This window comes from Microbacterium sp. SS28 (genome assembly GCF_022761035.1).
Classification (GTDB): Bacteria; Actinomycetota; Actinomycetes; order Actinomycetales; family Microbacteriaceae; genus Microbacterium.
Window position 1 is genome coordinate 395,286 of record NZ_JAKWJP010000002.1, and the last position, 13,329, is coordinate 408,614.

Consider the following 13,329-nt stretch of genomic DNA (forward strand, 5'->3'; position numbering starts at 1 on the left):
CCAACGACCTGAACACGGATGCCACAGCATTCTGTTGTGGGGCCATTATCGCTCAGTGGCCCGAGGAACCACAAGCGTGTCATTCGGACGGCCTGTAGGCTCGGAGGGCCCCCTCGGGGGTGCAGGGGGCGGTGGCCAAGCTGGTGAAGGCAGCGGGCTCATAACCCGACGATCGTGGGTTCAAGTCCCACCCGCCCTACATGGATCCCCTCGCGTGGACGATCTTGAGCATCGCGCTCGCTGCGGTCGCGTCCCTGATCGTGGCCGCGCCGGCACTCAAGCGCGACCAGCGCAAGCGCCAGCTCGAGGGCAAGGCGCCGTCCGGAGGACTCGGATCGGGCATGGACGCCGTGTGGCGTCCCTCCGCCGAGGATGCGCACGCGGACTGGGAGTCGCAGCTGGAGCTGCCCGCACCGGCGCCCTCACCGGGTGACGGTGGCCGTATCGAGGAGGGGCGGCTCGTGATCGAGGTTCCGCCGGAGTCCTGACGCGGCATCCGCCGCTCAGTGGGTGTGATCGTCCTCGGGATCGGAAGCCGGCGTGCTTCCGCGCTTGATCGGGATCTCCTGGCTCTCGGACTTCATCTGCGGGTGGTAGCGCGCGAGCGTGAAGACACCCGTGATCGCGATGGCACCCGCGATCGCGAACCCGAAGAAGGCCCACAGGGGCGCGTTCGCCGCCTCCTGCAGGATCGTGAGGCCGATGAGGACGGCGACGATCGGGTCGACGACGGTGAGACCCGCGATGACGAGGTCGGGAGGCCCGACGGCGTACGCGGTCTGCACGAAGTACGCGCCGATCGTGACGGCCGCGACCATCGCGATGAGGCTGAGGATCGTGAGCCAGTCGAAGTCGTTCGCCTTGACCCGTTCGATGACGACCTTCGCGAGAGTCGCGACGAAGCCGTAGATCATGCCCGCCGCGACGATGTAGAACAGCGGGAGGCCGCGCTGGCGGAGCCACAGCCACACTCCGCCGAGCAGGACCAGCAGCACCGCGAGGAGCGAGAGGATGATGATCGTCTCACGCTCCGTCACGGGGTTCTCGGTCGCGAAGAACGCGGCGATCGTGACGAAGATGAAGACGCCGCCGACGCACGCGATGATCGCGGCGATCGACTGCCTCGTCGGACGGATGCCCGTCACGCGCGCGTTGAGAAGCGTCGTGATGACGAGCGAGATGGCCCCGATCGGCTGCACGATGATGAGCGGGGCGAAGGCGAGCGCCACGAGCTGACAGCCGATCGCGAGGCCCAGCATGACCGTGCCGCTCACCCACGAGGGGCGCGTCAAGAGGCTCAGGAGCTGGCGGCCGCTGAGTCCCGCCTTGCCTGAAAGGCCGCTGAGGCGCTCGACCTTCGTGACACCGCGATGCTGGTACTGCGCGCCGAACGACATGAAGACGGCGCCGAGCAGAGCGAGCGGAATGCCGAAGAGGATCGCCGGGTCGCGGAAGAAACCGATGAGCTCATCCGTCACCGCGTCGATCGACAACTCCGCCCACAGCACCCTCCGACACTAACCGCACGGATGCCTCGATAGGCTCAAGGCGTGGCTGTTCTGTCGATTCGCATCATGGGCGACCCCGTCCTCCACGCCCCCGCCGCGGCGGTCGAAGAGATCACGGACGAGGTCCGCACGCTCGTGGCCGACATGTTCGAGACGATGGATGCCGCGCCCGGCGTGGGTCTCGCGGCACCCCAGGTCGGGGTCGGGCTGCGGATCTTCACGTACTCGTACCAGGACGACGACGGCGGCCCCTGGCGCGGCGTCATCATCAACCCCGAGCTGTGGATGCACCCCCTCGAGCCCGGCGCCCCCGACCCGGACGATGAGTCCGAGGGATGCCTCTCGTTCCCCGGCGAACGGTTCCCGCTGCGCCGCTCCGAGCGCGTGCTCGTCACCGGCACCGACCTCGAGGGCGCGCCCGTGCGCATCGAGGTCGACGGCTGGCGCGCACGCATCCTGCAGCACGAGTTCGACCACCTCGACGGCATCCTGTACATCGATCGCCTCGATGACGGCGACTGGAAGACGACGCAGAAGATCGCCCGCAAGCGCGGCTGGGGCAAGCCGGGCAGCTCGTGGATGCCGGGCGTCGACGACATCGACGCCTGATCCCGCCCGGTTCACGGCCGCTGATCGAGGCCGGCGGAGGCGCGGCATCCGTCGCCTTGTCGGCGACCCCGGAAATGAAGAACGGCCCGAGGGTGGAGCCCCGGGCCGAACCGCTCCCCCACTTGGACTCGAACCAAGAACCTATCGGTTAACAGCCGATTGCTCTGCCAATTGAGCTATGGAGGATCACCCTGCGCTCTCGCGCGGGCAACTAGACAATCCTAGCAAACCCGAAGGCATGCTCACGACGCGACGAGGCGATGATCCGCCGACGAACTCGGCGTCCAGAGCAGGTGCTCCGTCCCCCGGCCATAGGCGACCGTGTGCCCCGCGCGCAGCACGAGGACGTCCGCGTCGAGCTCGCGCACGACGTCTGCCTCGTTCGTCACGATGAGCGTCGACATGCCGCGGGCCCGCCGCCGGATGATCGCATCCCTTGCCGCGCGCCGGACTTCCACATCGAGATTCGCGAAGGGATCGTCGGCGATGAGCACGCGAGGCTCGAGCACGAGCGTCCGCGCGAACGCGACGCGCTGGCGCATGCCGGCGCTCAGCTCGTACGGGTACTTCGCGCTCGCGCCGAGCGGGAGCATGAGCTCGTCGAGGAGCGTCGCGACGCGCACGGCGAGAGCACGCTGGTTGACGCGTCGGTCACGGCTCGTGATGGGCTCGCCGATGACCTCGCCGACCGTCATGCGCGAGGGCAGGCTCGCCCCCGCCCGCTGCTCGAGATAGCCCGTGAAGTACGTCAGCTCACGGCGCGCGCGGCCGGGGCGACGCACCGGGATGCCGCCGACCCACGCATCGCCGCCGACGACGGCGACGCCGGAGGCCTCGGTGCCTGCGAGCACCGCCGCGAGACTCGACTTGCCGGCGCCCGTGGGACCCATGACGGCGAGGGTGGCGCCGTGCGGCAGGACGAAGGACACGCCGTCCACGACGCGCACATCGCCGCCGCGCGACGCGCGCAGCAGCGAGAGGTCGGTCGCGCGGATCGCGACGTCGGCGTCACGACGGCGGGGCATGACCACATCCTGCCGCCTCGCGACGCGCGGCGCCAGCCGAGGAGATCAGCCGTCCTCGACGAGGCGGCGCTGCAGATCGAGCTCGCGCAGGCGGAGACGGATGCTGCGGCCGTCCTCGGAGTCGACGGGGACCCGCTGGATCGCCCCGAGCATCTCGGACTTCTCGCGATCGAGGGCGCGCACGATGAGCCGCCGGCACATGGCGGAGGCGGAGGCGACGGCGACCTCATCCGTCTGCGCCGGGAAGTCCGAGGTCAGCAGCTCCGCAGCGAGCGAGCGGAACGGCTCGCGCACCGACCCGACGGCGTCGGCGGCCCACCCGATGCGGTCGAAGTCCGTGACGGGTGCGACGCCGGCACGGACGGCGTCGAGCCCGGGATGCACGAAGGGCAGGCTCAGCGCCCGGGCGCGCAGGTCGGGATCGATGCGGTGGCCGAACTGCAGGAGGCCCATGAGCGCGTCGCGCTCGAGCGCGATGTCGGCGGTGCGCGGCAGCGACGCGAGCGTCACGCGGACGGCGGGCTCGGCATCCGTCTCGGACGCGCGCGCCTGGTCGACGCCGCGGTCGGGGGCCTTCTCGCCGCGCGCCGCACGCTCGACCTCGCGCCGGACGTCCTCGGTGTCCATGCCGAGGCGGCGGGCGAGCACCCGGACGTACTCGGGCTGCAGGAGCGGATCGCGGAGCTCCGCGACGACGGGCGCGGAGGCGCGCAGAGCGCCGATGCGCCCCTCGACCGTCGCGAGGTCGAACCCCTGGATGCGCTGGTCGAGGACGAACTCGACCATAGGGGCCTTGTCGTCCATGAGGGCGCGCACGGCGCCGTCGCCGCGTGCGAGGCGCAGGTCGCACGGGTCGAGGCCATCGGGCCCCACGGCGACGTAGGTCTGCGCGTTGAAGCGCTTGGCGTCGGCGAACGCGCGGAGGGCGGCCTTCTGGCCCGCGGCATCCGGATCGAACGTGAAGACGACCTCGCCCGCGGTCGAGTCGTCGCCCATCACGCGACGGAGGACCGTGATGTGGTCGGAGCCGAAGGCCGTGCCGCAGGTGGCGATCGCGGTTGTGACGCCCGCGAGATGGCACGCCATGACGTCGGTGTACCCCTCGACGACGACGACGCGGTGGCTGCGGGCGACGTCGCGCTTGGCGAGGTCGAGCCCGTAGAGCACCTGCGCCTTCTTGTAGATCGTCGTCTCGGGCGTGTTGAGGTACTTGGGCCCGTTGTCGTCGTCGAACAGGCGCCGCGCGCCGAAGCCGAGCACCTGGCCCGTCACGTCGCGGATGGGCCACACGACCCGGCCGCGGAAGCGGTCGTAGACGCCGCGCTGCCCCTGCGACACGAGGCCTGAACTCGTGAGCTCGTCGGTCGAGAACCCCTGCGCGCTGAGCGCGTCCAGCATGCCCGACCAGCCCTTCGGGGCGTACCCGACCCCGAAGTGCGCCGCGGCCCCCGCGTCGAAGCCGCGTTCGCCGAGGAAGCGGCGCGCGATGTCGGCGTCGGGCGACGCGAGCCGGCTGCGGAAGAACTCGGCAGCCGCCGCGTTCGCGGCGTACAGGCGGGCGCGTCCCGACGTCTCGGGACCGGCTCCCCCGTCCTCGTAGTGGAGCGTGACGCCGATGCGCGCCGCGAGGCGTTCGACGGCCTCGGTGAACGAGAGGTGGTCGAGGTTGCGCAGGAACGAGTAGACGTCGCCCGATTCGCCGCACCCGAAGCAGTGGTAGAAGCCGGCCTGCGGGCGCACGTTGAAGCTCGGGCTGCGCTCGTCGTGGAAGGGGCACAGGCCCTTGAGCGCGCCGACCCCCGCGGACTTGAGCGCGACGCGCTCGCCGATGATGTCGGCGATGTTCGTGCGCGCCTTGACCTCGTCGACATCCGCCTGCAGGATGCGTCCGGGCATCAGAGACCCTCGAGCGGCTCGGGCAGCGCGTACTCCGTCGAGGCGACGATGCGGCTGCCCGGGACCCAGATGCCGATGCTCTCGAGGTCGACCGAGCCGACGAGGCGCGAGTGCCACGAGATCGCGAAGCGATCGGTGAGGCTCGCGACCTGGTCGACGATGACGCGACGGCGCGCGGCATCCGTCTCGGCGCGCGAGAAGTCTTCGGCGTGGATGCTGTCGAGGTGACGCGGCTGCTCCCACAGTGCCGTCGCGAGGCGTTTGAGGATGCGGCGCTGCTCCTTGTAGAGCCCCTTGCGACCCTCGACAGAGACGATGAAGGCGCCGATCGTGCCCTTGAGCACGGCCATCTCGGCTTCGATGACGCGCGGGACGACCACGTGGCCACGGTAGCGCGTGAGCGCGGGCGCGTCGTAGTGCTCGCGGGTCGCCGCCGTCGCGGCGCGCGCGAAGCGGCCGATGAGGTCGGACGTCAGGTTCTTGAGGCGGGCGTGGGCCGCGCGCGTGCCGTCGAAGGACGTGATCCACTCGGGCATGCGCATGAGCCGGTAGAGGGCGTCGTCGAGCTCGTCGCGCGCGAAGTCGTAGCCGACCCACGCCTGGATCGCCGTGAGCAGCGCCTCGCGTTCCCGCACGTCGGCGAGGCGCGCGGGATCGATGTAGCCGTTGACGACGGCGTCCTCGAAGTCGTGCACCGAGTAGGCGATGTCGTCGGAGAGGTCCATGACCTCGGCCTCGATGCAGCGCACGCGACCCGGAGCGCCCTCGCGCAGCCAGCGGAACACTCCCTCGTCCTCGGGGTAGACGCCGAACTTGAGGCGGCCGCCGGGGTCGGGAACGGGATGATCCGCTGTCCAGGGGTACTTGCAGCTCGCGTCGAGGCTCGCGCGCGTGAGGTTGAGCCCGAAGGATGCGCCGTCGTCGTCGACCACCTTGGGTTCGAGGCGCGACAGGATCCGCAGCGTCTGCGCGTTGCCCTCGAATCCGCCGATGTCGGCCGACCAGTCGTTGAGCGCACGCTCACCGTTGTGACCGAACGGCGGGTGGCCCAGGTCGTGGCTCAGGCACGCCGTGTCGACGACGTCGGGCGAGAGCCGCAGCTCGATCGCGAGCTCGCGGCCGACCTGCGCGACCTCGAGCGAGTGCGTCAGGCGGTTGCGCGCGAAGTCGGCGGGGCTCGCGGGGCTCAGCACCTGCGTCTTGGCGGCGAGGCGGCGGAGTGCCGCCGAGTGCAGCACGCGGGCGCGATCGCGCGCGAACGCGTCGCGCTGCGAGCGGTGGAGCTCGGGGTGGAAGCGCTCGGCGTCATGATCGGCGTAGCCCGCGGGCCGTCCGGCCGAGACGCCGACGGCGCCGTCAGCCGCCACTGTGGTCGAGTTCCGCTTCGGCGAGGGCGCTGGATGCCTCGGCACCGAGCTCTCGCGAGTCGAGCCAGCCGTCCGGCAGTGCAGGCCGCTTGGGGGTGCCGGCCCGGCCGCGCTGGCCCTCGGCCGCGGCGCCCGGGTAGGGCGCGTCGAGTTCGAGGGTCGCGAGCAGCTCGTCGATCTCGGCGAGGCTCGAGGCCGTCGCGAGGCGCGCACGCGTGTCACCGCCCACGGGGTAGCCCTTGAAGTACCACGCGACGTGCTTGCGAATGTCGCGGCATCCGCGGTCCTCGTCCTCCAGGAACTCCACGAGCAGCTCGGCATGACGCCGGAATGCCTGCGCGACGAAGCCCAGGGTTGCGTCGACGGGTGCGCCCGCCGCGGCGCCGGGCGCACCGAGGGCGCGCGCGAGGTCGCCGAAGAGCCACGGCCGGCCGAGGCATCCACGTCCCACGACGACACCGTCGCAGCCCGTCTCGCGCATCATGCGGGCGGCGTCGTCGGCTGACCAGATGTCGCCGTTGCCGAGCACGGGGACGCTCGTGACGGTCTCTTTGAGCTTCGTGATCGCCGACCAGTCGGCCTGGCCCGAGTAGAACTCGGCTGCCGTTCGCGCGTGCAGCGCGACGGCGGCGACGCCGGCGTCCTCGGCGATGCGGCCGGCCTCCAGGTAGGTCAGGTGGTTGGAGTCGATGCCCTTGCGCATCTTGATCGTGAGCGGGATATCGCCCGCCGAGCGCACGGCGCCCGTCACGATGTCGCGGAACAGCTCGCGCTTCCAGGGGAGCGCCGCTCCCCCGCCCTTGCGGGTGACCTTGGGGACGGGGCATCCGAAATTCAGATCGATGTGGTCCGCACGATCTTCCGCGACGAGGACGCGGACGGCTTCGGCGACGGTCTTGGGGTCCACACCGTACAGCTGGATCGAGCGCGGCGTCTCGGACTCGTGGTGCGTGATGAGCCGCATCGTCGTCGCGTTGCGCTCGACCAGCGCGCGCGACGTGATCATCTCGCTCACGTACAGGCCCGCGCCGTACTCGCGGCAGAGTCGCCGGAACGCCGTGTTGGTGATGCCCGCCATGGGGGCCAGCACGACGGGGGCGTCGAGCTCTATGGGCCCGATGCGCAGTGCGCGCGCAGGGGCGAGGGCGGTCGTCATCCTGTCATTCTCCCAGACGAAACTTCAGCCTCTCCCGGAAACGGGGCCTTAGCCTGAGAACATGACACAGGCCATCGACACCGCCCTCCGCGACATCCCGTTCCAGACCGCCGACGGCGGGACTCAGACGCTCGCGGATTACGGTGAGAAGGTCCTCCTCGTCGTCAACGTCGCCTCGAAGTGCGGTCTCACGCCGCAGTACGAGCAGCTCGAGCAGCTGCAGAAGGCCTACGCGGACCGCGGCTTCACCGTCGTGGGGTTCCCCTGCAACCAGTTCGCGGGACAGGAGCCGGGCGGCATCGACGAGATCCTCGACTACTGCGCCATGACGTGGGGCGTCACGTTCCCCGTCGCCGACAAGGTCAAGGTCAACGGGGGCAAGGCCGCACCGCTCTTCAAGGCGCTCAAGAAGACCCGGGATGCCGAGGGCAAGCGCGGGCCCGTGATCTGGAACTTCGAGAAGTTCGTGCTGACGCCCTCGGGCGATCTGCACCGGTTCCGTCCGAACGTCAAGCCCGACGACCCCGCGATCGTCGAGGTCATCGAGCGGAACCTTCCCGCCTGACCGGCCGGCGCCGCGGCTCGCGTCGCGGCGCCCCCGCGGATCAGGCCGCGGCGTCCTCGTCGCCCTCGGCTCGCTCGGCCCAGACCTGCCGCGCGATCTGCGCGAAGGCCTCGGCGGGCTGGGCGCCCGAGACGCCGTACTTGCCGTCGATGACGAAGAACGGCACGCCGTTGATGCCGTAGGCCTGCGCCTGCGCCTGGTCGGCGCGCACCGCGGCGAGGTAGCGCCCGCTCTGCAGCGCCTCGAGCGCGGCATCCCGATCCAGCCCCGCATCGGCGGCGAGATCGGCGAGCTCGTCCTCGAGGCCCAGGTTGCGACCCTCGGTGAAGTAGGCCGACATGAGGCGCTCGGCGAGCTCGAGCTGGCGGCCCTGCTCCTTCGCGAAGTGCAGGAGCTCGTGCGCCTTCACCGTGTTGGTGTGCTTGAGCAGGTCGAACCGGTACTCGAGACCCGCCTCGGCGGCGACGCCCGTGACGCGCTCGAGCATCTGCTGCGCCTGGTCGCGCGAGATGCCCTTGTGGGTCGCGAGGTAGTCGGCCTCACCGCCGGCGAAGTCGACCGGGGTGTCGGGAGAGAGCTCGAACGAGTGGTACGTCACCTCGACGACCGGGGCGTCGGCGTCGGTCGACACGTCGGCGAGGCCGTTCTCGAGGTTGCGCTTGCCGATGTAGCACCACGGGCAGGCGATGTCGCTCCAGACGTCGATGCGGATGGGCGCGGGCGCGGCGGAAGTCGTGTCGGGCATATCAGGGGCAACCCATGCCGCGGGCGTCATATTCCCCGGCGCGAGAGTGCCGCGGCGATGAAGAAGCAGACGGCCCCGAGGAACGTGCCGAGGTTCATCCACCGCACGTCGACGAAGTCGCCGGTCGCGGGCAGGACGTAGGCGCCCACGGCCGAGATGCCGAACGCGACGGATCCCGCCATGTTGAGCCACGTGCCGCGCCACGTGCGGGCGTCCGGATCCCACAGCTCGTGCCGCCGACCCGCCGCGAACAGCGCGAGCGTGCTCGAGATGAGGAACGCCGCCGAGCCCCACGCGTCCGGGGTCCAGCCGGCTGTGGGGTCCTCGAGCTCACGCGAGGCCGCGAGCACGACGGCGAACGTGCTGACGTTGAACAGGAGGGTGCCCACGAACTGGATCGCAGCGGCCCACCAGTCGTACGCGTCGGCCGTCGTCGCCCCGCGCAGAGGCGGCCTGCGACCACTGAGCAGGAGCTGGATGAGCCCGGCCAGCGTGAAGAAGATCGACCCGACGAAGAACGTCAGGGCGCCCCACACGGGACCGACGGCCGAGGCGTACCAGGGGATGGCGCCCAGCGCGAAGAAGGCGGAGCCGACCATGAAGCCCCACGCCTCGCGGCGGAGGCGCACGCTGCGCGATGGAGAGGTCCTCGCCATGTCAGTGATGGAACGCGCCGGCCTCTTCCTCGGTCATGGACACCGTGATGGGGTGCTTGTCGAAGTGCGCGATCGCGTTCCGGTAGTCGTCCATGAGCAGTGCGGCCTCGTCGCGGCCGAACCCGGCACGCACGAGGATGCGCTGGATCGGCAGGTCCTCCCGCTCCGGGGGCATCGTGTACGCGGGCACCTGCCATCCCCGGGTGCGGAGGCGGTCTGCGAGGTCGAAGAGGGTGAAGGGGTGCTCGACGCCGTCCTTGAGCTTCCACGAGACGGCCGGGATGCCCTCGTCGGGACGCCCGGAGTTGATGATGTCGAAGTGGCCGAGCTTCTCGATCTCGGCGGCGAGATACATCGCCGTGTCGTAGCAGGACTGGTGGACCTTGCGGTACCCCTCACGCCCGAGCCGCAGGAAGTTGTAGTACTGGACGACGATCTGGCCGCCGGGGCGGGAGAAGTTCAGGGCGAAGGTCGGCATGTTGCCGCCGAGGTAGTTGACGTTGAAGATGAGGTCCTCGGGAAGATCGGCGGCATCGCGCCATACGATCCATCCGACGCCGAGCGGGGCGAGCCCGAACTTGTGCCCCGACGTGTTGATCGACTTGACCCGCGGCAGGCGGAAGTCCCACACGAGGTCGGCAGCGGTGAACGGCGCGAGGAAGCCGCCGCTCGCGCCGTCGACGTGGATCGGGATGTCGAGGCCGCTCTCGGCCTGCAGCCCGTCGAGCGCCTCGCTCACGGCCTTGACCGGCTCGAAGCCGCCCGTGAAGGTCACGCCGAGGGTCGGGACGACGCCGATCGTGTTCTCGTCGACGCGGGCCAGCACCTCTTCCGGCGTCATGAGGAAGCGGTCGCCCTGCATCGGGATCTCGCGCAGCTCGACATCCCAGTAGCGCGCGAACTTGTGCCAGCACACCTGCACGGGACCCGTGATGAGGTTGGGCTTGTCGGTCGGCAGGCCCGCCGCACGTCGCCGCGCGCGCCAGTTCCACAAGAGCGCCATCCCGCCCAGCATCGCGGCTTCACTCGAGCCCGTCGTCGAGGTGCCGAGGGTGTTCTCGGCGTCGGGCGAGTGCCAGAGATCCGCGAGGATGTGCACGCAGCGCGCCTCGATCTCGGCGGTCTGCGGGTACTCGTCCTTGTCGACCATGTTCTTGTCGAGCGTCTCGGCCATGAGCGAGCGCACTTCGGGCTCGAGCCACGTCTGGCAGAACGTCGCGAGGTTCTGGCGCGAATTGCCGTCGAGGAGGAGCTCGTCCGAGACGACTTGGTACGCGTGCCGCGCGAGGTGCTCCTTCTCGGGGATGCGGTACTTGGGCATCGCAACGGAGAGATCCGTCGAGGCGAACACCTCGTCGAGGATCTCGTCGCGGATGTTGTCGCGGTGGTGCAGCATGGTGGGCCCCCTCCATCGGTCGCCGGCGAGCCCAGGCGAGGGAGCGGCGGCGAGTACTCCCCCGGGTCTATCGGCTCGCGGCGGGGACTGTCAATGTCCCGCCGATGAACGTTCGCTACCGCGCGGCGTCCGGCTGGTCGACCGCGCCGCCGAACCGGCGATCACGCGCGACGTACAGCTCGATCGCCCGCCACAGATCGGCGCGACCGAAGTCCGGCCAGAGCGTGTCGAGGAAGACGAACTCGGCATATGCGGACTCCCACAGCAGGAAGTTCGACGTCCGCTGCTCGCCGCTCGAACGCACGAACAGGTCGACGTCGGGCATCTCGGGGATGTACAGGCGGCGCTGGATGAGCTTCTCGGAGACGGCGCTCGCGCGCAGGCGCCCCGCCGCGACGTCGTCGGCGATCGAGCGCACGGCGTCGACGAGCTCGACCCGGCCGCCGTAGTTGACGCACATCGTGAGGGTCAGCACGTCGTTGCCCGCCGTGAGCTGCTCGGCGTACTGCAGCTCCTTGATGACCGAGCCCCACAGGCGCGGCTTGCGCCCCGCCCACCGCACCCGCACGCCCCACTCGTTGAGCTGGTCGCGGCGACGGTGCAGGACGTCGCGGTTGAAGCCCATGAGGAAGCGCACCTCGTCGGGCGAGCGCGACCAGTTCTCGGTCGAGAAGGCGTAGACCGAGACGTGTTTGACGCCCGCCTGGATCGCGCCCGCGACGACGTCGAGCAGCGCCGCCTCGCCCGCCTTGTGCCCCTCGACGCGGGTGAGTCCGCGACGATTGGCCCAGCGGCCGTTGCCGTCCATCACGATCGCGACGTGCTGCGGCACCGAGCCCTTCGGGAACGCCGGCGGGTAGACCCCCGTCCAGTCGACGGGGCGGTACGGCACGGCGTCGCGGTGCGTGTAGGGCTTCGGGGTCACCGGGCGGCCTCCCAGGGCGAGGATTCGACGTGCGAAAGAGAACGGATGCCGCGCTCGAGGTGCCACTGCGCGTACGCGGCGATGAGCCCCGACACCGAGGCCGTGTCTCGGGGAGATGCCGCGTCGACGGCATCCCACTCACCGGCCATGAGCGACTGCAGCAGCACCGCGGCCTCGGGGGCGACGCGGGCGGAGCCGGCGGGCGCGCAGTCGCGGCAGATCATGCCGCCCAGCTGCGCGACGAACGTCTCGTGCGGACCGGGCGCACCGCAGCGGGCGCAGTCGTCGAGCCCCGGCGCCCAGCCGGACAGCGCCATGGCACGCAGCAGATAGGAGTCCAGGATGCTGCGCGACGCGTGCTCGCCCTTCGCGAGTGCACGCAGCCCGCCGACGAGCAGGAGGTACTGCTGCGGCGTCGCCTCGGCCTCGTTGAGGCGATCGGCGGCCTCGACCATCGCGCTCGCCGAGGTATAGCGGTCGTAGTGCACGGCGATGTCGGCGCCGTAGGTGCCGAGCGACTCCGCCTGCTGCACGATGTCGAGCGAGCGGCCCTGGTACAGGAGGACGTCGGCGACCATGAACGGCTCGAGCCTCGACCCGAAGCGCGACGACGTGCGGCGCACGCCCTTCGCCACAGCGCGGAGCTTGCCGTGGCGCCGGCTCAGCATCGTCACGATCCTGTCGGCCTCACCCAGCTTGTGGGTGCGCAGGACCACGACCTCGTCGCGATAAGTGGGCACGGATCAATTATCCCGGGGTGCCCCCACAATGGACGTGTGAACGAGCCGCTCTTCGTCATCCCGCTGTGGGCCGATCTCATCGCCGTCGGACTCGGCGGCGTGCAGGGCGCGCTGTTCGCCTCCGGATTCCAGGGCGAGCGCCGCCTCGACCTGCTGGGCGTCGCGATCATCGGCGTCGTCATGGGGATGGGTGGCGGTCTCATCCGCGACCTGCTCCTGGACGTCCCACTGGTGACGCTCCAGAGCAACTGGTACCTGCTGACGGCGACGCTCGCGGCGCTGATCGGAATGCTGCTGGCCAACCTCTTCCAGCGCGCCAACCGCGTCATCGTCGGGCTCGACGCCATCGTGATCGGCCTGTTCGGCGCCTTCGGCACGAGCAAGGCGCTGGCCCTCGGGCTGCCGCTCGTGCCGGCGGTCTTCATCGGGGTGTGCTCCGCGGTCGGCGGCGGCATCCTCCGCGACATCATCATGGGGCTGCCCGTCGCGATCATGCACGTGGGCTCGTTGTACGCTGTCGCCGCGGCGGCCGGATGTCTCGTGCTGGCGGTGGCGGATGCGCTCGGCGCGCCGCTCGTGGCGGCGGCTGCCGTGGGGATCGTCGTGACCTTCGTGATCCGGCTTCTGGCCGTGATCTTCGATCTGTCACTCCCCGAGCAGCGCATGCTGTATCGACGGAAGGTCGCGGTGGAGACCTCCGCCGTGCCGATCATCCGACCGCGCGGCGACAGCGTGGCGTGA

The 13,329-nt window shown here is 70.3% G+C and carries 14 protein-coding genes and 2 tRNA genes; 5 read left to right on the plus strand and 11 right to left on the minus strand.

The window, feature by feature from the left end; all coding sequences use genetic code 11:
* Positions 1-125 precede the first annotated feature (125 nt).
* Positions 126-199: transfer RNA gene (locus MJ607_RS07180), tRNA-Ile, on the plus strand.
* A gap of 1 nt (position 200) precedes the next feature.
* Positions 201-488, plus strand: coding sequence for a hypothetical protein (locus MJ607_RS07185; RefSeq protein ID WP_243074885.1), 288 nt, complete (start codon positions 201-203; stop codon positions 486-488).
* A 15-nt stretch (positions 489-503) separates the two neighbouring features.
* Here the strand turns inward: MJ607_RS07185 and MJ607_RS07190 are convergent, their stop codons facing one another.
* Positions 504-1,508 carry a DMT family transporter gene (locus MJ607_RS07190; RefSeq protein WP_374238034.1) on the minus strand — a complete coding sequence of 335 codons (1,005 nt, stop codon included), beginning with the start codon at positions 1,506-1,508 and terminating at the stop codon, positions 504-506.
* A gap of 42 nt (positions 1,509-1,550) precedes the next feature.
* Between MJ607_RS07190 and def the strand changes: the two genes are divergently transcribed.
* Positions 1,551-2,117 carry a peptide deformylase gene (def, locus tag MJ607_RS07195; protein WP_243074886.1) on the plus strand — a complete coding sequence of 189 codons (567 nt, stop codon included), beginning with the start codon at positions 1,551-1,553 and terminating at the stop codon, positions 2,115-2,117.
* A 113-nt stretch (positions 2,118-2,230) separates the two neighbouring features.
* Here def and MJ607_RS07200 read toward each other — a convergent pair.
* From MJ607_RS07200 to dusB, 5 genes are all read right to left on the minus strand, one after another.
* Positions 2,231-2,303, minus strand: a tRNA-Asn gene (locus MJ607_RS07200).
* A gap of 56 nt (positions 2,304-2,359) precedes the next feature.
* Positions 2,360-3,142 carry an ATP-binding cassette domain-containing protein gene (locus MJ607_RS07205; protein WP_243074887.1) on the minus strand — a complete coding sequence of 261 codons (783 nt, stop codon included), beginning with the start codon at positions 3,140-3,142 and terminating at the stop codon, positions 2,360-2,362.
* 45 nt (positions 3,143-3,187) lie between these two features.
* Positions 3,188-5,038: a DNA primase gene (dnaG, locus tag MJ607_RS07210; RefSeq protein ID WP_243074888.1), complete on the minus strand. Its 1,851-nt coding sequence runs from the start codon at positions 5,036-5,038 to the stop codon at positions 3,188-3,190.
* Positions 5,038-6,405: a deoxyguanosinetriphosphate triphosphohydrolase gene (locus MJ607_RS07215; RefSeq protein ID WP_243074889.1), complete on the minus strand. Its 1,368-nt coding sequence runs from the start codon at positions 6,403-6,405 to the stop codon at positions 5,038-5,040. Before MJ607_RS07215 ends, dnaG begins: the two co-directional genes overlap by 1 nt.
* Positions 6,395-7,561, minus strand: a complete 1,167-nt coding sequence (gene dusB / locus MJ607_RS07220; protein ID WP_243074890.1) for a tRNA dihydrouridine synthase DusB — start codon at positions 7,559-7,561, stop codon at positions 6,395-6,397. Before dusB ends, MJ607_RS07215 begins: the two co-directional genes overlap by 11 nt.
* A gap of 61 nt (positions 7,562-7,622) precedes the next feature.
* Here dusB and MJ607_RS07225 point away from each other — a divergent pair, with 61 nt between their 5' ends.
* Positions 7,623-8,126, plus strand: a complete 504-nt coding sequence (locus MJ607_RS07225; RefSeq protein WP_243074891.1) for a glutathione peroxidase — start codon at positions 7,623-7,625, stop codon at positions 8,124-8,126.
* Positions 8,127-8,166: 40 nt separating this feature from the next.
* Here MJ607_RS07225 and MJ607_RS07230 read toward each other — a convergent pair whose 3' ends face one another.
* The 5 genes from MJ607_RS07230 to recO all read right to left on the minus strand — a co-directional run bounded on the left by MJ607_RS07230 (position 8,167) and on the right by recO (position 12,588).
* Positions 8,167-8,871 carry a DsbA family protein gene (locus MJ607_RS07230; protein WP_243074892.1) on the minus strand — a complete coding sequence of 235 codons (705 nt, stop codon included), beginning with the start codon at positions 8,869-8,871 and terminating at the stop codon, positions 8,167-8,169.
* Positions 8,872-8,897: 26 nt separating this feature from the next.
* On the minus strand, positions 8,898-9,527 hold the full coding sequence (locus tag MJ607_RS07235; protein WP_243074893.1) for a hypothetical protein: 630 nt from the start codon (positions 9,525-9,527) through the stop codon (positions 8,898-8,900).
* Between the two features lies 1 nt (position 9,528).
* Complete coding sequence (locus MJ607_RS07240; RefSeq protein WP_243074894.1) at positions 9,529-10,923, minus strand: glutamate decarboxylase; 1,395 nt, start codon at positions 10,921-10,923, stop codon at positions 9,529-9,531.
* A 115-nt stretch (positions 10,924-11,038) separates the two neighbouring features.
* Positions 11,039-11,848: an isoprenyl transferase gene (locus MJ607_RS07245; protein ID WP_243074895.1), complete on the minus strand. Its 810-nt coding sequence runs from the start codon at positions 11,846-11,848 to the stop codon at positions 11,039-11,041.
* Entirely contained in the window at positions 11,845-12,588 is a 744-nt protein-coding gene (gene recO, locus MJ607_RS07250; RefSeq protein ID WP_243074896.1) for a DNA repair protein RecO, read from the minus strand. The genes MJ607_RS07245 and recO overlap by 4 nt, the downstream gene beginning before the upstream one ends.
* 36 nt (positions 12,589-12,624) lie before the next feature.
* Between recO and MJ607_RS07255 the strand changes: the two genes are divergently transcribed.
* Positions 12,625-13,329 carry a trimeric intracellular cation channel family protein gene (locus tag MJ607_RS07255; RefSeq protein WP_243074897.1) on the plus strand — a complete coding sequence of 235 codons (705 nt, stop codon included), beginning with the start codon at positions 12,625-12,627 and terminating at the stop codon, positions 13,327-13,329.